This is a genomic window from Sphingomonas adhaesiva (assembly GCF_036946305.1).
In the GTDB taxonomy this organism is placed as follows: domain Bacteria; phylum Pseudomonadota; class Alphaproteobacteria; order Sphingomonadales; family Sphingomonadaceae; genus Sphingomonas; species Sphingomonas adhaesiva_B.
On sequence record NZ_JAQIJJ010000004.1, the window covers coordinates 138143 to 158893 of the forward strand.

The window sequence follows — 20751 nt, forward strand, 5'->3', positions numbered from 1 at the left end:
TCTTCGCTGCCCGCCTCGCTCACCGGCCGGTGGGGGCGCGGTTGTTGGTCGCCGGGGCTGCCGCGGCCGGGGCGGCGGCACCCTGCTGGCCCTGCTGGCCCGGCTGCCAGTTCGCCGGCGGGGTGATGCCGACCGACGGCACGGTGCGGTCCAGCTCCGCGGTGATCGCGGCGGTGATGTCCGCGGTCGGCTGCGCGAACAGCGCCGCGTTCGGGCGCAGCAGCAGGCTGACGCTCTTGGCGCGCACCGCGGCGTTCACCGCGTCGGGCAGCTTGGCGGAGATCTGCTCCAGCGCATAGGCCTGCGCACGGCTGGCGGGCGCGGTCAGGCGCTGCAGCTCGGCGTTGCCGGCCTGCTCCCTGGTCTGGATCGCGGTCGCCTGCGTGCGCAGCGACGCCTCGGTCGCGCCCGGCGCGGCCGCCGCGGTCTGATAGGCGGTCACCAGCGGCTGCAACTCGTTGCTGATCGCCTGGCGACGCGCGTTCGCCTGGTCGATCTGCGCCTTGTAGGTGGTCTGGATCTGCGTCCGCGCGGTCGCCCACGCCTTGGAATTGGCGACGGCGGCCTCCGGATCGGCGACGGCGACGCCGCCCACCTGCGCGGTGGCGGCACCGGCGACGAGCGCGCCGGGCGCGATCATCGCGGCGGCGAGCAGAATGTGGTGCAAGGTCTTCATCAGAACTGTGTCCCTACGTTGAACGTGATGAGCTTGGGGTCGTCGCCCGGCTGCGTGACGATCGCCTTGGCGAGGTCGATGCGCAGCGGGCCGAACGGCGAATTCCAGTTGACGCCGACGCCCACCGAAACGCGCGGCCGCGCCGAGCCGCCGTAGAAGGTTTCCTTGAACGGGTTGCTGGCGATCAGCGCGGTGTTGGGGACGATGCCGTTACACGTCCCCGATGCGTCCGGAATACCCGCGGCGCAGGTCGTTGTCACCAGTACACCGCCGGCGTTGACATAGCTGTAGAGCGCCTGTCCCGCGGCATTGGTCTGCGGCAGCGGCAGCACGATCGTGTTGCCGTTGGCATCGACCGTCGTCGGGAAGGTGGCGGTGGGCAGCGGGCGGGTCACGCTCCACAGGCTGCCGACCTGCGCATAGATCGACGGCCGCAGCCCCAGTTCGCGCGCGCCGGAGCCGAGCGGGATTTCCAGCTCCAGCTTGGCGAGGTAATAGGCATTGCCGCCCAGCGCGTCGTCGACGATCTGGTCGCGATCGGTGATCAGGATCTGCTTGCCGGTCGAATCCGTCGTGTACGACTGGCGCAGCACGCGCGGCCCGACGCCGCGAATGTCGAAGCCGCGGAACTGCGGCTCGCCCAGATAGAAGCGGTCGGTGATGCGAACCTTGTCGATCCCCGGCCCGCGCGACGATTCCAGCGAGCGGATATAGCCGCCCTCCGCGGTGAGGGACGCGACGAACCCGCTGCCCAGCCCCTTGAACTTGGACGCCTCGGCGCGGGTGCGGATATATTTCACGTCGCCGCCCAGCCCGGCGAAATCCTGGCTGAAGACGAAGCGCTGCCCCGCGGTCGGGCGCAGGCGGCTGTTGAGGCTGTCGTAGATCAGCGAATAGCCGACCGAGGAGGTCAGCCGGTTGCCCAGCGCATCGCACAGGTAATTGCCCGCGCGCAGCCGGTCGCACACGCCGTTGGTGAAGAAGGTCCCCTCGTCCAGCCCGACCTCGTCATACGAGAAGCTGTAGCGCCCGGCGAGCTGCCAATATTCGGTCAGCGGCACGCCGGCGCGCACCTGGAACCCGGTCGAGGTCTGGCTGTAGGTGGTGTTGCGGTTGGTGCCGATGAAGTTGAACGCATTGTAATCGCGCCGGAACACGTCGACGCCCACCGCGATGTTGCGATCGAAGATATAGGGCTCGGTAAAGCCCAGCTCGATCGACTTGGAATAGCTGGAATAATTCACGCCGGCGCGCAGCGTCTGCCCCTTGCCGCGGAAATTTTCCTGCGTGATGTTCGCCTGGATGATGAACCGCTCCAGGCTGGAGAAACCCGCCGACAGCTGCAGCTGCCCGGTCGACTTCTCCTCGACGTTCGCCTCCAGCACGACGCGATCGGGCGCGGAGCCCGGGGTCTGCTTGATCTCGAACTTGTCCTGGAAATAGCCGAGCGAGTTGATGCGATCCTGCGAGCGCTTCACCTGGAAGCTGTTGAACGCATCACCCTCCGCGACGCGCACCTCGCGCCGGATCACCTTGTCCTGCGTCTGCACGTTGCCGGTGATGTCGACCCGCTCGACATAGGTGCGCTGCGCCTGGCCGATGTGGAAGTTGATCGACATGGTCAGCGTGTCGCGGTCACGCTGGAACTCGGGACTCACGTCGGTGAAGGCATAGCCGAACAGGCCCGCGGTCTCGGACAGATTGTCGACCGTGTCCTCGACCATCTTGGCGTTGTACCAATTGCCTTCCTTGACCGGCAACGTGGCGGCCAGCTTCTTCCCGTCGAAGTCGCGGATGTCGCTGTCGACGGTCACCTTGCCGAATTTGTAGCGCGGGCCTTCCTCCACCACATAGGTGATGATGAAGTCCTTGCGGTCGGGGGTCAGCTCCGCGACCGCGCTGGTGACGCGGAAATCGGCATAGCCTTCGGTCAGATAGAATTGCCGCAGCTTCTGCTGGTCGTAGGCGAGGCGATCCTGGTCGTAGGAGGTGCCCGACGACAGGAAGCGATAGAAGCGCGCTTCCTTGGTCGCCATCTGCGCGCGCAGCTTGCCGTCGTCGAACACCTCGTTGCCGATGATGTTGATCTGGCGGACCTTGGACTTCGGCCCCTCGCTGATCTCGAATACCACGTCGACGCGATTCTGGTCCAGGCTGACCATCTTGGGCTCGACCGTCGCGGCGAAGCGACCCTGGCGCCGGTACAGTTCGATGATCCGCGCCACATCCGCACGCACCGCGGACCGGGTGAAGATCTGGCGCGGCTTCAGCCGGATCTCCTTCGTGATCTTGTCTTCTTTCAGGCGCTTGTTGCCCTCCAGGATCACGCGGTTGATGATCGGGTTCTCACGCACGCGGATGACGATGTCGCCCGTCTCCGCGCCGGAGATCGAGACGTCGGCGAACAGGTCGCTGGCGTACAGGTCCTTGATCGCCTGATCGAGCGTCTCGTTGGTGTACGGCACGCCCTGGCGCAGCTTGGTATAGCTGAGCGCGGTTTCCGGCTCGATCCGCTGCGTGCCTTCAACGCGCAGCGAGGTGATGGTGCGCGCTGACGCGGCGGGCACCGCGGCCGGGGCCGCCTGCGCGGCGGGCCGCGCCGGAGCGGGCTGGGGTCGCGCGGCCTGGGCCGATGCGATCGCCGGAGTACCGGCCAGCATCGTGCAGCCCAGCAGGGCCGCGGCGCGCGCCCGCGAAGTCGAAACGTTGGACACCGTCACTTGAATCCCACCCGAGAGAAGCCGCCGCGGTTGAGGGCCGCGCCGCCCTGCCTTACCTTCGTCACCCGATCAAGCCGGCCAGGTGACGCCACAATCCGAAGTTGCCGAGATCGTTGAACGTGACCAGCAGCATCAGTGCCAATACCGCCATCAATCCGCCGCGATAGGCCCATTCCATCGTTTCCGGTGCCACCGGACGACGCCGCACCGCCTCGATCGCGTAGAAGAACAGGTGCCCGCCATCCAGCATCGGCACTGGCAGCAGGTTGATGAACCCCAGATTGATCGAAATGAGCGCGATCAGGAACACGAACGCGTCCCAGCCCAGCGTCATCTGCTCGCCGGAGACCTTCGCGATCGACAATGGCCCGCCCAGTTCCTTCACCGAGCGCCGCCCGGTGACGATCTGGCCGATCGTCTCCACCATCATGCCGACGATCTGCCCGGTGCGCTGTACCGCGACGACCGGCGCCTCCAGCACGCCGACCGGACGGATCACCGGCGCACCCGGCGCGATGCCGAGTAGCCCGACGCGATATTCGTTGCCGAAGCGGTCGCGCTGCCGCTGCGTCCCGATCGTCGCCATCGTCGACTGCGCCGCCCCGTCGCGGACGAAATCGACGCGGATCCGCTCGCCCGCGCGGATCTTCACGAAGCGAACCATGTCCTCGAACGTCGTCACCGGCCGCTCGCCCAGCGCCGTCACCCGGTCGCCCGCGCGCAGACCGGCCGACGCCGCGGCGGTGCCCGGCATCGCCATCCCCACCACCGCAGGGGTGCGCGCATCGCCATAGGCGAGCGCAAAGCCCGCGAGGATCACGATCGCCAGCACGAAATTGATCACCGGCCCCGCCGCGACGATGATCGCGCGCTGCCACACCGGCTTGGCCTGGAACGTGCGCCGGCGTTGCTCGGCGGGCAGCGCCAGCCACTCGGCCGACGGCTGGCTCGCCGGGTTCATGTCGCCCGCGAACTTGACGTAGCCGCCCAGCGGCATCCACCCGATCTTCCACCGCGTACCGCGCCGGTCGGTCCAGCCGGCCACCTCGCGCCCGAAGCCGATCGAGAACGCCTCGGCATCCACGCCGAACCAGCGTCCAGCGAGATAATGACCCATTTCGTGGACGAAGACGAGCGGACCGATCACCAGCACGAAGGCGATGACGGTCAGCAACAATCCCGGGGTCTGGATCAACGCACGCAATCCTTCACGCGCTCGCCGGCCATCCTGCGCGCCTCCGCATCGATCGCCAGCACCGCGTCGAGCGTCTCCGGCGCGGCCGGGTCGTAGCGCTGCAGGGTATCGTCCACGATTGCGGCGATTTCAAGAAACGCGATGTTACCCGCCAGAAAAGCCGCGACCGCCACTTCGTTCGCCGCATTCAGGATCGCGGGGCGCGCGCCGCCCGCCTCCACCGCCGCGCGCGCCAGCGCCAGCGCGCGGAACCGCACCGGATCAGGCGCCTCGAAATCCAGCCGCCCCAATGCGATCAGGTCCAGCGGCGCCATCGGCGTCGCCATCCGCTCCGGCCAGGCGAGGCAATGCGCGATCGGCACGCGCATGTCGCTCGGCCCCAGCTGGGCCAGCATCGAGCCGTCGACATAATCGACCATCGAATGGATCACCGACTGGCGATGGATCACGATCTCGATCCGTTCGGCCGGCACCGGAAACAGCCGCGCCGCCTCGATCAGCTCCAGCCCCTTGTTCATCATGGTCGCGCTGTCGACCGAGATCTTGGCGCCCATCGACCAGTTCGGATGCGCCACCGCCTGCGCGGGCGTCACCGCCGCCATCCGCTCCAGCGACCAGTCGCGGAACGGGCCGCCGCTCGCGGTCAGCACGATACGCCGCACGCTCTCCGGCCGTGCAGCATCGAAGCACTGGAAGATCGCATTATGCTCGCTGTCAGCGGGCAACAGCGTCGCGCCATGGTCGCCCGCCGCGGCGGTGACCAGATCGCCCGCCGACACCAACGGCTCCTTGTTGGCCAGCACCACCGTGCCGCCCTGCTCGATCGCCGCCATGACGGGCTTCAGCCCCGCGCAGCCGACGATCGCGCCCATCGTCCAGTCCGCGCCCGATGCCGCGGCATCGCACACCGCCGCCGCGCCGCCCGCCGTCGCGATCCCCGATCCGGCGAGCGCATCGCGCAATGCGGGCAGGCACGTCGCGTCCGCCACCACCGCCAGTTCGGCGCGCGTCCGCAGCGCCGCCGCCGCCAGCCGCGGCACGTCGCCATTGGCGGTCAGCGCACGGACGCGATACCGCTCCGGCTCTCGCTCCACGAGGTCCAGCGTCGAGGTGCCGACCGATCCGGTCGCCCCCAGGATCGTCACCGTCCTCACGGGAAGACCAGCGTCGTCGCAACCACGAAGGCGGCGACCGGCGCGACCGGCACCAGCCCGTCGAGCCGGTCCAGCACGCCGCCATGCCCGGGCAGGATATTGCCCGAATCCTTGACCCCCGCCTGCCGCTTCAGCCAGCTTTCGTACAGGTCACCGGCCTGCGCCAGCACCGCCAGCAGCGGCGACATCAGCGCCAGCGGCGCGGGCAGCCCCGCCTCCGCCCATAGCAGCCACCCCAGCAGCCCCGCGGCGACCACGCCGCCACCCAGCCCGGCCCAGGTCTTGTTCGGGCTCAGCCGCGGCGCCAGCTTCGGCCCGCCGATCGAGCGCCCGGCGAAGAACGCGCCGATATCGGTCGCCCACACCAGCGCCATCGCCCAGAAGGCGTGGAGCAGCCCGTCGTCGTGCCGGCGCAGGAAGACGAGCGACAGCACCGGCAGCCCGCAATAGACCACGCCCAGCGCCAGTCGTGGCAGCCGGGTGGACGATCACGACGAAGAACGCCGCCCCCGCGATCAGGCCCAGCGTGAAGAAATCATGCGGCTCGATCACCAGCCACGCCGGCGCCATCGTCGCCAGCGGCACGCTGAGCGCGAACTGCGCCAGCCGCTTGGTCTTGGGCGGTACCTTCTGCAAATCCGCCCATTCCGCCATCATGAACAGTGCGACCACGACCGTCAGCAGCCAGAAGGCGATATCGCCCAGCCATAGCGCGAGGCTCGCCACCACGATCATCCCCACGCTGGCGATCATCCGCAGCCTGAGGTTCGACGGCGTGCGCAACGGCGCATCGGGGGTGAGCGGCGGGGTGGGCGGGAACGGCGCCGGATCGGTCATACGCAGGAACTACTCGTCAAAGGCCACCATAGCGGCGCTGCCGCCGGCCGAACGCATCCAGCGCCGCCGCGAGATCCGCCGCACCGAAATCGGGCCATAGCGTGTCGACGAACAGCAATTCGGCATAGGCCGCCTGCCACAGCAGGAAATTGGACAGCCGCTGTTCGCCAGAGGTGCGGATCAGCAGGTCGAGCGGGGGGCAGTTCGCGCGTCTCCAGCTCGCGCTCGATCGCGTCGGCATCGATCGCGGCGGGGTCCATCCCGCCCGCCGCGGCACGCTCGGCGAGCCGCTGCGCCGCCGCGACCAGCTCCGCCTGCGCGCCGTAATTCAGCGCGATCGCCAGGATCGGCCCGGTGTTCTGCGCGGTCCGCGCCAGCGCATCCTCGACCAGCGCCACGACATCGGTGGGGAAGCGGCGATAGTCGCCGATCACGCGCAGCCGCACGTTCTCGCGCACCAGCTCCGCCAGATCGTGCCGGATGAAGAACTTCAGCAGCCCCATCAGCCCGCTGACCTCATCCTCCGGACGACGCCAGTTCTCCGAGGAGAAGGCGTACAGCGTCAGCGCCTCCAGCCCCATCGCGCGCGCGGCGCGGGTGACGGCCCGCACCGCCTCCACGCCCGCACGATGCCCGGCGGCGCGCGGCAGGTGGCGCTTGGCGGCCCAGCGGCCGTTGCCGTCCATGATGATCGCCACATGACGCGGCAACACCTCCGGCACGGGCTGGTGCGTCACCGCCGCGGTCGCCATCAATCCTCCCCCAGAGATGTCCGGCGCGTCACTTGCCCAGGATTTCCTTTTCCTTGGCACCCGCGACCACGTCGATGTCCGCGATCGTCGCATCGGTCAGCTTCTGGACCTCGCCCTCGTGGCGCTTGCGCTCGTCCTCGCTGAACACGCCCTTCTTCTCGTCGGTCTTCAGCGCGTCCATGCCGTCGCGGCGCACGTTGCGCACCGCCACCTTGGCCTTTTCCGAATATTGGCCGGCGAGCTTGGCCAGCTCCTTGCGCCGCTCCTCGGTCAGGTCCGGGATCGGCAGCCGCAGCGTCTGCCCGTCATTGATCGGGTTGAGGCCGAGGCCCGCGGAGCGGATCGCCTTCTCGACCGGCCCGACGTTGGTCTTGTCCCACACCTGGACGGAGATCATCCGCGGCTCGGGCACCGACACGGTCGCCACCTGGTTGAGCGGCATGTGCGCGCCATAGACCTCGACCGTCACCGGATCGAGCAGCGAGGTCGACGCGCGGCCGGTGCGCAGGCCGCCGAGATCGCCCTTGAGCGATTCCACCGCGCCCTGCATGCGGCGCTCCAGATCTGCCTTGTCATAGGCGGGCATCAGATCGTCTCCATTTGCTTCTGCACGACCGTCGACACCCCTTCACCGCGCAGCACGGCGGCAAAATTGCCATGCTCGCGGATGTTGAAGACGACGATCGGGATGTTCGAATCACGGCACAGCGCGATCGCGCTGGCGTCCATGACCTTCAGGTTCTTCGCCAGCACCGTGTCGTAACTGACGGTTTCGAAACGCTTCGCGCCCGCCACCTTCTTCGGATCGGCATCATAGACGCCGTCGACCGACGTGCCCTTGAACAAGGCGTCGCAGTTCAGCTCCGCCGCGCGCAGCGCCGCCCCGCTGTCGGTGGTGAAGAACGGCGAGCCGACGCCCGCGGCGAAGATCACCACGCGGCCCTTTTCCAGATGGCGCTCGGCGCGACGACGGATGAACGGCTCGCATACCGATTGCATCGGGATCGCCGACTGGACGCGGGTGTCGACGCCGATCTGCTCCAGCGCATTCTGCACCGCCAGCGCGTTCATGACGGTGGCGAGCATCCCCATATAATCGGCGGTGCCGCGCTCGAACCCCTTGGCCGCCGCGGCCAGCCCGCGGAAGATATTGCCACCGCCGACGACGATGCACAGCTCATAGCCCTGCGCCTTCACGTCCGCGATCTCCTCCGCCACGCGCGCGGTGATCGCGGGGTCGATCGCCAGCCCCCCCTCGCCCATCAGCACTTCGCCGGACAGTTTGAGGAGGATGCGTTTGTAGCGGGGCTGGGTCATGGAATCCGGATGCTGGTGGAGGGCGGCGCGGACCCTAGGCGGCAGGCGCGGGGCTGGCAATGGGTTGACAGGCCACGCGGCGTAACCGTCACCCCGGCCTTGAGCCGGGGTCCCGCTTCTTCTCCGACGCAGGCGAACAGCGGGACCCCGGATCAAGTCCGGGGTGACGAAGGAAACGAAAACCGCCGCCCCGGTTACCCGGAGCGGCGGCCCTCATCTCTCGCGGATAGCGCGACGGCTTACGCCGGCTGCGGCACGCCCGAGGCGGCGGCGACTTCGGCGGCGAAGTCGGACACTTCCTTCTCGATGCCCTCGCCCAGCTGGAAGCGGACATAGTCCTTCAGCGCGATCGCCGCGCCGGCATCCTTGCCCGCCTTGGCGACCACGTCGCTGATCTTGGTCTTGCCGTCCATCACGAACAGCTGGCTGACCAGCGCATGCTCCTTGCGGTACTTGGCGATCGAGCCCTCGACCATCTTGGCGATGATGTCGGCCGGCTTGCCCGATTCGGACGCCTTCTCGGTCGCGATCGCGCGCTCGCGCTCGATCTCGGCCTCGTCCAGATCCTCTTCGTTCAGCGCCTTGGGGAAGGCGGCGGCGATGTGCATCGCCAGCTGCTTGCCCAGACCCTGGAGCACCTCGTCCGACGCCTCGGACTCCAGCGCGACCAGCACGCCGATCTTGCCCAGCCCCGGTGCCTGCTGGTTGTGGACATAGGCGACGACCGCGCCCTTCTCCACCGACAGCTGGCGTGCGCGACGGATCGACTGGTTCTCGCCGATCGTGGCGATATTGTTGGTCAGCGCCTCGGCGACGGTGGTGCCCGACGGCATCTTCTCGGCCTTGATCGCCTCCACGTCACCGCCGGTGGCGAGCGCGATCTGGGTCACCTCGCGGACGAACGCCTGGAATTGGTCGTTCTTCGCGACGAAGTCGGTCTCGGAATTGACCTCGACCACCGCACCCTTGGTGCCGGCGACGGCGACGCCGACCAGCCCCTCGGCCGCGGTGCGGCTCGACTTCTTCTGCGCGGCCGCCAGGCCCTTGGTGCGCAGCCAGTCGAGCGCGGCCTCCATGTCGCCGCCGTTCTCGCTCAGCGCCTTCTTGCAGTCCATCATGCCCGCGCCGCTCTTCTCGCGCAGGTCCTTGACCATCGCTGCCGTGATATCGGCCATCATCTTGTCCTTGCTTGGGTGCGCCGATGCGCGACGGTCCGAAAGCGAACCGCCGCGCACCGAACGGAAAACCACAGCGCGCCTACACGCGCTGCATGACGATTACGCGGCAGCCGTCTGCTCGGCCGGGGCATCCGCAGCCGGGGTCTCGACATTGGTCGCTTCCTCCGCCGGCGGCTCGCTCATCGCGCCCAGGTCGACGCCACGGCTGGCCTGCTGCTGCTGGTTGCCACGCGTCGCCGCGATCGCGATCGCCTCGCAATACAGGCGGATGGCGCGCGCCGCGTCGTCGTTCGCGGGCACCGGGAAGGCGATGCCGTCCGGCGACACGTTCGAATCGAGGATCGCGACGACCGGGATGCCCAGCGTATTCGCCTCCTTGATCGCCAGCTCTTCCTTGTTCGCGTCGATCACGAACATCACGTCGGGCACGCCGCCCATGTCGCGAATGCCGCCCAGCGACAGCTCCAGCTTGTCGCGCTCGCGCGTCAGCTGCAGGACTTCCTTCTTGGTCAGGCCCGCGGTGTTGCCCGACAGCTGCTCTTCCAGCGCCTTCAGGCGCTTGATCGAGTTGCTGATCGTCTTCCAGTTGGTGAGCATGCCGCCCAGCCAGCGGTGGTTGACGAAATGCTGGCCGGCACGACGCGCGGCGTCGGCGACCGGCTCCTGCGCCTGACGCTTGGTGCCGACGAACAGCACCTTGCCGCCCTGCGCCACCGACTGCGACACGAACTCCAGCGCGCGCGCGAACAGCGGCACGGTCTGCGACAGGTCGATGATGTGGACGCCGTTGCGCTCGCCGAAGATGTAGGGCTTCATCTTCGGATTCCAGCGATGCGTCTGGTGGCCGAAGTGCGCGCCGGTCTCGATCAGCTGCTGCATGCTGACGACAGGTGCCGCCATAGGGTAATTCCTTCCGGTTAAGCCTCTGGGAAGCGAGTGACGCAGCCTCGAAGGCCAGCGCACCGGTTGATGATGCTTCCCATGCGGGGTTGAGGGTGGCACCCTTAGCGCAAGCCGCCGCGACACGCAAGACGCGATCGCCGCTTGACAGCCCGGAACATAGATGGAACAACGCCAACGAACAAACAGCGAACCGAGTGTACGCCGCCGTACCGAGGGCCTCGAATCGACATGATCGATGCCAATCCGGTGCGAATTAGAGGAACCCGGACGGAGTCAAGGGGTTCGTCGGCGGTTGGTTCGCGCGTGTCGAGGAGGCGAACATGATGACCTTTGTAGCTATCGTGATTTTCGGTGCGGCGCTGGCGATGGCCGGCTACGCACTCGCCGCGACCGTCCTGCCCAGCCTGGACAAGATCGCCACCGCATTGCGCGGCGTACCGCAACAGCCCCGGTTCGAACCGCTCGCCTCGCTGGTGCGCGCCGAACGCCGGATCGCGGTCAGGCGCTGGGCGGCGGCACCGGGACGCCCGACGCTGCGCCCGCGCGAAGCCGCCTGACCCGGGCATAGCTGGCGACGCTGAACGGGATCGACAGCAGATAGGCGACGCACGCCGCCGCCGCCGTCTGCCACGGTGCGCTGACCGCGGCGGCACCGACGAACACCACCAGCGCGATCGCCTCGAACCGGATGTTCCGCCGCAGCCGCAGCGACGTCCAGGAGAAGGTGGCGAGGCTCGACACCATCAGCATCGCGACCAGCACGGTCCACGGCGCCACCAGCCGCGGATCGCGCAGCAGCGGCTCCTCGGTGACGAACCACAGGAACAGCGGCAGGAACGCCAGCCCGGCACCCGCCGGGGCCGGCACGCCGGTCAGGAAGCCCGCGGACTTGTGCGGTTGCTCGCTGGCATCGATCGCGGCGTTGAACCGCGCGAGGCGCAGCGCGCAGAAGACCGCGAGCATCAACGCCGCCATCCAGCCGAACCGCGGCAACGCGTGGAGCGACCAGAGATAGATGATGAGCGCGGGCGACACGCCGAACGAGATCGCATCCGCCAGCGAATCCAGTTCGGCACCGAACCGGCTCTCGCCATGCAGCATTCGCGCGACCCGGCCGTCCAGCCCGTCGAGCACGCCCGCGACCAGCACCATCACCACCGCCAGCTCGAACGACCCGGAGATCGCGAAGCGTATCCCCGACAGGCCCGAACACAGCGCCAGCGCGGTCACCGCATTGGGCGCCACCGCGCGCAGCGGCAGCCCCGCGGCGGCGCGACGCAGCGGTCGGCGGGCGGCGCGGCGCGGGACCGGGGGGCAGCATCGTTACTGCGCGACCGCGCTGACGGGCGTCCCGCCGAAGCGCGCCAGCACCGTCTCGCCCGCGATCGCGCGCTGCCCCAGCGCCACCTGCGGCACGCATCCTTCGGGCAGGAACACGTCGACGCGGCTGCCGAAGCGGATCAGACCGACGCGCTGCCCGGCGCCCACGATGTCGCCGATCTTGGCGAAGGCGACGATACGCCGCGCCACCAGCCCCGCGATCTGCGTGAAGCCGACCTTGCGGCCGTCATGCCCCTCCACCACGAAATGCTGGCGCTCATTCTCCTCCGACGCCTTGTCGAGGTCGGCGTTGAGGAACTTGCCCGAGATATAGACCACCTGCCGGATCACGCCCGCGATCGGCGAGCGGTTGATGTGGACGTCGAACACCGACATGAACACCGACACGCGCACCATCGGTGCCTCGCCCAGCTCGCCGACCAGCTCGCGCGGCACCGGCACGCGCTCGATCATCGTCACCAGCCCGTCGGCGGGCGACACGATCAGGTCGTCGCCGATCGGGGTCGCGCGCACCGGATCGCGGAAGAACGCCGCCACCCACAAGGTGACGCCCAGCAGCGGCCAGAAGAACACCTTGGACACGATCGTCATCAGCAAGGTGATGCCGAAGGCGATGGCGGTGAACTTCTGCCCCTCGGGATGGATCGCGGGGAAACGCCACTTGACGGTGGTGGTGACGGGAATCCCGCCATGCTGCGGCGGTTTGTCGAGCGATGTCATCGCCCGGTCCTATCGGTGCCCGCGCGGCGTGACAACCGTCACAGCTTCAGCGCCGGGCACAGCCGGTAATGCGTCCCGTCGGCGAGGTCGGTGAAGGCATCGCGCGCGTCGACGCGCAGCTTCAGCCGCTCCGCCCGCCCGATCGCGGGCGCGCGACCGCCATATTCGACGCACCGCTGACGCAGCGTATAGCGCTTGCCGATATGCGCCAGCACGCGCCCCTGGCACTGCCCGGCCTTGCTGGAGCCGATTCCCTGACCGTTATAGTCGCGCAGCGCCGCATTGGGCGCCTGCCGGCACGCCACCCCGCTCTGCACATAGGCGCCGCGCACCAGCGGCAGCGTATCGGCCCATGCCGGTGCGCTCGTCACCACCATCGCCGCGATCATCGTCAACATCCGCATACATCCGCCTCCATCGCCCGAACGTTGCACACCCCTTACCGGCTCCATGACGCACGTGGTTGATCCCCCGCGCCCTTCCCCCTATCGACCGCGGCAACCTCCCCTCACAAGGAAACGCAGATGGCGAAGATCAAGGTGAAGACGCCCGTCGTGGAGATCGACGGCGACGAGATGACGCGGATCATCTGGGAGTGGATCCGCGAGCGGCTGGTGAAGCCCTATCTCGACATCGACCTCGATTATTACGACCTGGGCATCGAGCACCGCGACGCCACCGACGACAAGGTGACGGTGGATTCGGCCAAGGCGATCCAGAAGTACGGCGTCGGCGTGAAGTGCGCCACGATCACCCCGGACGAGGCGCGCGTCGAGGAATTCGGCCTCAAGAAGATGTGGAAGTCGCCCAACGGCACGATCCGCAACATCCTGGGCGGCGTCGTCTTCCGCGAGCCGATCGTGATGCGCAACGTCCCCCGCCTGATCCCGGGCTGGACGCACCCGATCGTCGTCGGCCGCCACGCGTTCGGCGACCAGTATAAGGCGACCGACTTCAAGGTGCCCGGCAAGGGCAAGCTGACCATGAAGTGGGAAGGCGAGAACGGCGAGACGATCGAGGAGGAAGTGTTCGACTTCCCCGGCGCCGGCGTCGCGATGGGCATGTACAATCTGGACGAATCGATCCGCGATTTCGCGCGCGCCTCGATGAACTACGGCCTCGGCCGCGGCTGGCCAGTCTATCTCTCGACGAAAAACACCATCCTCAAGGCGTATGACGGTCGCTTCAAGGATATCTTCGCCGAAGTGTTCGAAAGCGAGTTCGCCGAGGACTTCAAGAAGGCCGGTATCGTCTATGAGCATCGCCTGATCGACGACATGGTTGCTTCCGCGCTCAAGTGGAACGGCGAGTTCGTCTGGGCCTGCAAGAATTATGACGGCGACGTGCAGTCGGATCAGGTCGCGCAGGGCTTCGGCTCGCTGGGGCTGATGACCTCGGTGCTGATGACCCCGGACGGCAAGACGATCGAGGCGGAGGCGGCGCACGGCACCGTTACGCGTCACTATCGCCAACATCAGCAGGGCAAGGCGACGTCGACCAACCCGATCGCATCGATCTTCGCCTGGACCGGCGGGCTGAAGTATCGCGGCAAGTTCGACGGCACGCCCGACGTCACCCGCTTCGCCGAGGAGCTGGAGCGCGTCTGCGTCGAGACGGTCGAGGCCGGCGACATGACCAAGGATCTCGCGATCCTGATCGGCCCCGACCAGAAGTGGATGACGACCGAGCAGTTCTTCGAGGCGGTCCGCGTCAACCTGGAGAAGAAGATGGCGACCTGGGCCTGATCGCCCGACCGTCATCGACACGATCTGGCCGGCGCGTCCCCCGACGCGCCGGCTTTTTCGTGATCAATCGTCGGCGGTTACGGGCTGCGGGCAGCGACAGGCGGGCCGCGCCGCGCGGCGCTTGGGTGCGGTCGTCGCGAACTCGGCCGCGGTCAGCGTGCCCGACCGGTCGCGATCCGCCTCGGCAAAGCGCTGGGTGGTACGCGCCGCCCATTCGTCGAACGACAACCGCCCGTCGCCGTTCACGTCCAGCTTCGCGAACGCCTTGCGCCGCGACGCGAGATATTCCTCACGCGTGATGCTGGCATTGCGATCCTTGTCGTAGCGGTCGAAGCGCTTCTGCTCGCGGGTCCGCGCCGACGCCTCCGGCAGGCCGGCATCCTCCGGCAACGGCGCCGGCTCCGTCACCTGCGCCGGTGCGCCCGCCGCGGTCCTCGCGGGCACCAGCGGGTCCGGCCGCGCCTGCCCGTTGAAGATCAGCCATCCCGCCGCCACCAGCAGCAGCGTCGCCACGCTCCCCGCCGCATATCGCCACATCGCCCCTGTGCTCCCCCCGGTTACCGGCGCCAGTCTAGCCACACGCGGGCAGGCGGCAACACCCGTGGCGCGCCTAGCGCCCCGTCGCGCGATGCCAGAGGATGCGGGCGGCGCGGGCGGGATGCCCCTCCGGCCGATCGGCGCGCGTCAGGTCGATCCGCGCCAGATGCGCCATCGCCCCCAGCGCGCGCGCACGAACCGGCCAGCGCCCCGCGAGCCCCTCCTCCAGCCGCTCGACCGCCATGCGACCGGTCGCCGCCGCCAGCGCCGTATCGCTGACGTGACGCGACAGATCCGCCAGCGCCCAGCCTTCGCCCGCGCGCGCGATCCGCGGATCGTCGCCAGCCGCTGGTGCCAGCACCGTCGCCGCCAGCCTGAACAGCCCCGCGCCGCGCGATCGCGCATGGCGCTCCAGCGCCTCCCGATCCAGCGGCATGTCGAGCAGCGCCTCCCATCCCTCCACCAGATCAGCGAGCGGCGCCGCGCCCGTCCGCCGGACGACGTCGCGTGCCAGCGCGGTCAGCACGGGTTCCGCGGGCGGCGCATGCGCGTCGAGCCGCGACAGCGCCTCGTGCCACCACGTCAGCCGCATCTGCCCCACCAGCGGCTCACGGGTGGTCTGCAGGACCGCCGCCAGCCGATCGTCGAGCGCCAGCAGCGCCGCCAGCGCCGCGCGGCACGCCACCGGTGCATAGCCGAGGATCAGCGCCCGCTCCGCCGCGCGTGGCGTATCCCGCTGGATTACTTCCGGATTAACCATAGCGATTGAAGCCACGTTATCGACGATCGCGCCATACGCCGCCTCCATGCAACAGGTTCCTCTCTGGCGGAAGCGCACCCGGCCGACCTCGACCGGCGTGCTGACGCGCCTCGGCCGGTCGACATCGGGCAATGTCATGATGATGACCGCGGTGGGGGTGATCCCGCTGCTGGCGATGATCGGCGGCGCGGTCGACGCCAGTCGCATCTACATGAGCTACGCCCGCCTGCAGCAGGCGTGCGACGCCGGCGCGCTGGCCGGGCGCAAGGCGATGGCCAACGTCACCGCGCTGACCGCGACGGAGCAGGCCAAGGCGAACGAATTCTTCGACTTCAACTTCCCGGCCGGCACCTATTCCGGACAGAATGTCACGCGCACCTTCGCCAAGGGCGCCGACGGCGTCGTCGTCGGCACCGCCTCGGTGACGATGCCGACCACGATCATGAAGATGTTCGGCTACACCACCGTCCCGGTCAACGTATCGTGCCAGGCGACGCTGAACATCCCGAACACCGACGTGATGTTCGTGCTGGACGTGACGGGGTCGATGGCGCGGAAACCCGACGGCAGCGTGTCATCCACGGGCACCGATTCCAAGCTGGCCGGATTGAAGCAGGCGGTGAAGGATTTCTACGCAGCCCTGGGACCGGGCGCCGCCAGCGGACCCGGTCGCGTGCGCTACGGCTTCATGCCCTATTCCAGCAACGTCAACGTCGGCCGCATCGTCTATGGGCTGAACCCGGCGTATCTCGCCGGTGGAACCGGTAGCGAGACGTGGGAATATCAATCGCGTGTCGCGGTGACCGAGCTCGTCTGGGTGCCGACCTATGGGACCGAGGGCAGCCAGTCCTACGCCCAGCCGACGTACACAACGCCATCCAGCTCCAGTTCGTCGTGGAGCAGCTGGTCCGACGTTAACGCCTCCGTCGATGGCTATGCCAGCAGCAAGGGTAACATCAGTTCCTCGTCCTGTTCGCAGCAGGGTGCGCCTGCCGACAAGCTGAGCGTGTCGTCGTGGAGCACACCATCGCTCACGAGCCAAGAGAATATGGTCTATCCTGACAACAGCCAGACGAAGAACTATTCTTCGAACAGCGGCTATCTTGGCGGCACGCTGGCCGACTATCGGTATGGCATGTCGGGCAGTACGTGCAAGCTGCAGCAGCGCACCGCGCGCGTCACCGCCTACCGCGCCTCCAGCACCGAGACGCCGGTGACGTGGCGTCAGGAAAACGACTTCAAGAACTGGAATTACGTCAAGCGGACCGACATCGACGTATCAGGAGCGGTCCAGAACGGGTCGATGCCCAACCCGACCTATTACACGGGCTATTCTTCCGGCGGCAATCCCAACGGCAGTGTCAGCGCGACCGCGACGTGGGGAGGCTGCATCGAGGAGGCGCGGACCGTCAACACCATCGTGGCATCCAGCTCGCTGACCCCGCCGACGGACGCGGACGACCTGAAGATCGATCTCATCCCGACCAGCATCCAGAACAAGTGGAAGCCGTTCCTTGCCGACGTTCAGTTCGACCGCGGCGGCAACTGGCTGAACCGCAGCAGCTGGATTGCCAGCGGCTTTGCGGCGTGCCCCAGGGAAGCGAGCGTGCTGACGCAATATTCGTCGGACTATGTCGCGTCGACCAAAAGCTCGGCCACCTTCAACACCTATGTCGATTCGCTGACGGCGATCGGTGGAACGTACCACGATATCGGCATGATCTGGGGCGCACGCTTCCTGTCGCCGGACGGGATCTTCAGTGCCACCAACTCCGACGCCGCCGCGCCGGGACGCTATCAGGTGTCGCGCAATATCGTGTTCATGACCGATGGCGATCTGGATACGCGTGAATATGCCAACGATCCCTGGGGTATCAACGAGCTCGACGGGCGCATCGGCCCGACGAACACCGATACGGCGGGGATGATCGAGCGTCACCAGCGCCGCACCGAGATCATCTGCAACGAAATGCAGGGCAAGGGCTTCACGGTCTGGGTAATCGGCTTTGGCGTGTCCGACCTCACTGACACGCTGAAGAACTGCGCCAGCGGGGGCAAGACCGGCGGCCACTGGTCGGTGGCGTCCGATACCGCCACCCTGCGTCAGACCTTCGCACGGATCGCACAGACGGTCGGTGGGCTGAGGCTCTCCTCGTGATCCGGCTCGCGCCTCGTCGCCGGCCGGTCGCCGCGATCGCGCGCGACCGGCGCGGTGCCACGATCGTCGAGTTCGCGCTCGTTCTGTTGCCGTTCCTGACGATGCTGCTCGGCTCGCTCGATATCGGTTATCAGGTGTATCTGAACGCGCTGACCAACGGCGCGCTGGAACGCGCGGCGCGAAAGGCGGCGGTGGGCAATCGCACGCGCCAGCAGGTAATCGATCTGGTCACAGACGAGGTGCGCACCATCCTGCCCGTCGCACAGCGCAGCGATCCCAATGCGGTGATCGTCACGCCGCTCAGCTATTTCAACTTCTCGAACGTGGGCGGCGGGGAGCGGATCACCGGCGATACCGCGCCGGTCGGCGTCTATAACGTCGGCGACTGCTACGAGGATCGCAACAACAACGGGCGCTACGATGCGACCGGGGGCGGCGGCGCGGATCTCGGCTCGTCGGACGACATCATCTATTACAAGGTCGACGTGTCGGTGCCACGGCTGTCCCCGCTGCTGGCGGCGATCGGCCTGGGCAACACCACCGACATCCACGCCAAGACGCTGATCCGCAATCAGCCCTACGGCGACCAGCAGGTCAGGATCCGCTGCTCATGATGCGTCACCTCTCCCTGCCGCGCCCCTCCCTGTCGCGGCGGCTGGCGCGCGACACGTCCGGCGTGGCGATGACCGAGTTCGCGCTGGCGCTGGTGTTCATGCTGCCGATCGCGCTGACGGGGGTGGAGGTCGGCAATCTGGCGGTCACCGTCCTGCGACTGAACCAGATCGCGATGATGGCGGCGGACAATGTGGCACGCGTGCGCGCCACGATCGACGAGAACGACATCAACGAGGTGATGACCGGCGTCCGCTTCGCGGGCGAGAACATCAAGTTCGGCGATCAGGGCCGCGTGATCGTCTCCACCGTCGAGGACAACGGCCAGACGGGCGCCAATGCCGGGTACAAGATCACCTGGCAGCGCTGCTTCGGGAAGAAGAACGTCACCTCGGCCTATGGCGTCGCCGGGGATGGTGCGACCAACTCCTCGATGGCCACCGGCATGGGGCCGAGCACGAACAAGATCCGCCCCGTTTCCGGCTCCGCGCTCGCCTTTGCGGAGGTACGCTATACCTATCAACCGCTCGTCGGCACCGGATTCATGCCGACGATGGAGCTGAGCGCGATCCAGTCGTTCACCGTCCGCGACCGGGCCAGCCAGACGCTGACCAACATCTCCAACCTGACCGACGCGCAGCGCCGGCTGTGCGACGCGGCGCACCTGTCGGCCACCTGAGCGGCCGGGCGGTGCGCCGCGCGCGCCGCGTCAGTTGCGGTAGCAGACCTTGCGGACCGCGGCCGTCACCTTGTCCGCGGACACCAAGGCCAGCTTCTCCAGATTGGCGGCGTAAGGGAGCGGGACGTCCTCGTTGGTGACGCGCAGCACCGGCGCGTCGAGGTCGTCGAACCCCTCCTCCATCGCGATCGCGACGATCTCCGACGCGATAGAGCAGGTCGGCCAGCCTTCCTCCACCACCACCAGCCGGTTGGTCTTGGCGAGGCTCTTGAGCACGGTCTGCTTGTCGAGCGGGCGCAGCGTGCGCAGGTCGATGACCTCCGCCTCGATCCCTTCGCCGGCCAGCGTCTCGGCCGCTTCCAGCGCGAGACCGACGCCGATCGAGTAGCTGACGATCGTGACATCCTTGCCTTCGCGCATGATGCGCGCCTTGCCGATCGGCAGCACCCAGTCGTCCAGCTTCGGCACCTCGAACGAGCGGCCGTAGAGCAGCTCGTTCTCCAGGAACACGACCGGATCCTGCGTGCGGATCGCCGCCTTCAACAGCCCCTTGGCATCGGCCGCGTCATAGGGCGCGATCACGATCAGGCCGGGAACGCTGGCGTACCACGGACCGTAATTCTGCGAATGCTGCGCGCCGACGCGGCTGGCGGCACCGTTGGGGCCGCGGAACACGATCGGGCAGCGCATCTGCCCGCCCGACATGTAATTGGTCTTGGCGGCCGAGTTGATGATGTGGTCGATCGCCTGCATCGCGAAGTTGAACGTCATGAACTCGACGATCGGCTTCAGCCCGCCCATCGCCGCGCCCGCGCCGATGCCGGCAAAGCCATATTCGGTGATCGGCGTGTCGATCACGCGGCGGTCGCCGAACTCGTCCAGCAGCCCCTGCGTCACCTTGTACGCGCCCTGATATTGCGCGACTTCTTCACCCATCACGAAGACGCGATCGTCGGCGCGCATCTCCTCCGCCATGGCGTCGCGCAGTGCCTCGCGGACGGTGACCTTCACCATCTCCGTGCCGTCGGGGATCGCGGGATCCTTCACCTCGGCATCGTGCTTCGCCGCGTCGAACATCTGGCGCGCGCCGGTCTCGACCTTTTCCTGCGCGGGGTGCGCGGAGTCTTCGACCTTGTCGTCCTTCTTCGCGTCCGCCTTCGCCTTCGGCTCGGGCTCATCGTCCTTGCTCTGCTCGGGCGCCTTGTCGGCAGCGCCCGCCTCTTCCCCCTCGCCGGTCAGCTGCATGATGACCTCGCCGACCTTCACGCCGTCGGTGCCCTCGGCGATCAGGATCTTCGCCACGGTGCCTTCATCGACCGCCTCGAACTCCATCGTCGCCTTGTCGGTCTCGATCTCGGCCATGATGTCGCCGGACTTCACCGTGTCGCCTTCCTTGACGAGCCACTTGGCGAGGGTGCCCTCCTCCATCGTGGGCGACAGCGCCGGCATCTTGATGTCGATCGCCAT

The 20751-nt window shown here is 67.7% G+C and carries 19 protein-coding genes and 2 pseudogenes; 5 read left to right on the forward strand and 16 right to left on the reverse strand.

Translation table 11 applies throughout. The annotated features are described in order from the left end of the window. Positions 1-19 precede the first annotated feature (19 nt). From PGN14_RS07100 to rpsB, 10 genes and pseudogenes are all read right to left on the reverse strand, one after another. Complete coding sequence (locus PGN14_RS07100) at positions 20-676, reverse strand: OmpH family outer membrane protein (RefSeq protein WP_335298773.1); 657 nt, start codon at positions 674-676, stop codon at positions 20-22. After that, positions 676-3336, reverse strand: a complete 2661-nt coding sequence (gene bamA, locus PGN14_RS07105) for an outer membrane protein assembly factor BamA (RefSeq protein WP_335298775.1) — start codon at positions 3334-3336, stop codon at positions 676-678. Before bamA ends, PGN14_RS07100 begins: the two co-directional genes overlap by 1 nt. 121 nt (positions 3337-3457) lie before the next feature. Further along, positions 3458-4591 carry a M50 family metallopeptidase gene (locus PGN14_RS07110; RefSeq protein ID WP_335298776.1) on the reverse strand — a complete coding sequence of 378 codons (1134 nt, stop codon included), beginning with the start codon at positions 4589-4591 and terminating at the stop codon, positions 3458-3460. Further along, positions 4588-5745, reverse strand: coding sequence for a 1-deoxy-D-xylulose-5-phosphate reductoisomerase (locus tag PGN14_RS07115; protein ID WP_335298777.1), 1158 nt, complete (start codon positions 5743-5745; stop codon positions 4588-4590). Before PGN14_RS07115 ends, PGN14_RS07110 begins: the two co-directional genes overlap by 4 nt. Then, positions 5742-6498: pseudogene (locus PGN14_RS07120) on the reverse strand (phosphatidate cytidylyltransferase). Before PGN14_RS07120 ends, PGN14_RS07115 begins: the two are co-directional and overlap by 4 nt. A 100-nt stretch (positions 6499-6598) precedes the next feature. Then, a pseudogene (locus PGN14_RS07125) lies at positions 6599-7334 on the reverse strand (isoprenyl transferase). 28 nt (positions 7335-7362) lie between these two features. After that, positions 7363-7920, reverse strand: a complete 558-nt coding sequence (frr, locus tag PGN14_RS07130; RefSeq protein ID WP_335298778.1) for a ribosome recycling factor — start codon at positions 7918-7920, stop codon at positions 7363-7365. Beyond that, entirely contained in the window at positions 7920-8651 is a 732-nt protein-coding gene (gene pyrH / locus PGN14_RS07135) for a UMP kinase (protein ID WP_335298779.1), read from the reverse strand. Before pyrH ends, frr begins: the two co-directional genes overlap by 1 nt. Positions 8652-8890: 239 nt before the next feature. Then, on the reverse strand, positions 8891-9826 hold the full coding sequence (gene tsf / locus PGN14_RS07140; protein ID WP_335298780.1) for a translation elongation factor Ts: 936 nt from the start codon (positions 9824-9826) through the stop codon (positions 8891-8893). Between the two features lie 102 nt (positions 9827-9928). Then, the gene (gene rpsB, locus PGN14_RS07145; protein WP_335298781.1) at positions 9929-10729 is read right to left on the reverse strand and encodes a 30S ribosomal protein S2; all 801 of its coding nucleotides are present in this window, start codon (positions 10727-10729) and stop codon (positions 9929-9931) included. A 326-nt stretch (positions 10730-11055) separates the two neighbouring features. On the opposite strand from rpsB, the gene PGN14_RS07150 reads away from it, so the two are divergent. After that, complete coding sequence (locus PGN14_RS07150; RefSeq protein WP_335298782.1) at positions 11056-11289, forward strand: hypothetical protein; 234 nt, start codon at positions 11056-11058, stop codon at positions 11287-11289. On the opposite strand, the gene PGN14_RS07155 is transcribed toward PGN14_RS07150, so the two are convergent. From PGN14_RS07155 to PGN14_RS07165, 3 genes are all read right to left on the reverse strand, one after another. Continuing rightward, on the reverse strand, positions 11231-11986 hold the full coding sequence (locus PGN14_RS07155) for a CDP-alcohol phosphatidyltransferase family protein (RefSeq protein WP_335299183.1): 756 nt from the start codon (positions 11984-11986) through the stop codon (positions 11231-11233). The two genes, PGN14_RS07150 and PGN14_RS07155, sit on opposite strands and share 59 nt — an antisense overlap. Before the next feature lie 69 nt (positions 11987-12055). Then, the gene (locus PGN14_RS07160) at positions 12056-12793 is read right to left on the reverse strand and encodes a phosphatidylserine decarboxylase (RefSeq protein WP_335298783.1); all 738 of its coding nucleotides are present in this window, start codon (positions 12791-12793) and stop codon (positions 12056-12058) included. Positions 12794-12831: 38 nt separating this feature from the next. Continuing rightward, entirely contained in the window at positions 12832-13197 is a 366-nt protein-coding gene (locus tag PGN14_RS07165; RefSeq protein ID WP_335298785.1) for a hypothetical protein, read from the reverse strand. 120 nt (positions 13198-13317) lie between these two features. Between PGN14_RS07165 and PGN14_RS07170 the strand changes: the two genes are divergently transcribed. Further along, a complete protein-coding gene (locus PGN14_RS07170) occupies positions 13318-14538 on the forward strand; it encodes an NADP-dependent isocitrate dehydrogenase (RefSeq protein ID WP_335298786.1) in 1221 nt (406 codons plus the stop codon). A gap of 63 nt (positions 14539-14601) precedes the next feature. Here PGN14_RS07170 and PGN14_RS07175 read toward each other — a convergent pair whose 3' ends face one another. Beyond that, a complete protein-coding gene (locus tag PGN14_RS07175; RefSeq protein WP_335298787.1) occupies positions 14602-15075 on the reverse strand; it encodes an EF-hand domain-containing protein in 474 nt (157 codons plus the stop codon). A 73-nt stretch (positions 15076-15148) separates the two neighbouring features. Beyond that, the gene (locus PGN14_RS07180) at positions 15149-16042 is read right to left on the reverse strand and encodes a squalene/phytoene synthase family protein (RefSeq protein WP_335298788.1); all 894 of its coding nucleotides are present in this window, start codon (positions 16040-16042) and stop codon (positions 15149-15151) included. On the opposite strand from PGN14_RS07180, the gene PGN14_RS07185 reads away from it, so the two are divergent. Genes PGN14_RS07185 through PGN14_RS07195 form a run of 3 tightly spaced genes read left to right on the forward strand, consistent with a single transcriptional unit; the run spans position 15972 to position 19284 of the window. Further along, complete coding sequence (locus PGN14_RS07185; protein WP_335298789.1) at positions 15972-17993, forward strand: pilus assembly protein; 2022 nt, start codon at positions 15972-15974, stop codon at positions 17991-17993. The two genes, PGN14_RS07180 and PGN14_RS07185, sit on opposite strands and share 71 nt — an antisense overlap. Further along, positions 17990-18607, forward strand: coding sequence for a TadE/TadG family type IV pilus assembly protein (locus tag PGN14_RS07190; RefSeq protein ID WP_335298790.1), 618 nt, complete (start codon positions 17990-17992; stop codon positions 18605-18607). Before PGN14_RS07185 ends, PGN14_RS07190 begins: the two co-directional genes overlap by 4 nt. After that, the gene (locus tag PGN14_RS07195) at positions 18604-19284 is read left to right on the forward strand and encodes a TadE/TadG family type IV pilus assembly protein (protein WP_335298791.1); all 681 of its coding nucleotides are present in this window, start codon (positions 18604-18606) and stop codon (positions 19282-19284) included. Before PGN14_RS07190 ends, PGN14_RS07195 begins: the two co-directional genes overlap by 4 nt. Before the next feature lie 30 nt (positions 19285-19314). Here PGN14_RS07195 and PGN14_RS07200 read toward each other — a convergent pair whose 3' ends face one another. After that, positions 19315-20751, reverse strand: coding sequence for a pyruvate dehydrogenase complex E1 component subunit beta (locus PGN14_RS07200; protein WP_335298793.1), 1437 nt, complete (start codon positions 20749-20751; stop codon positions 19315-19317).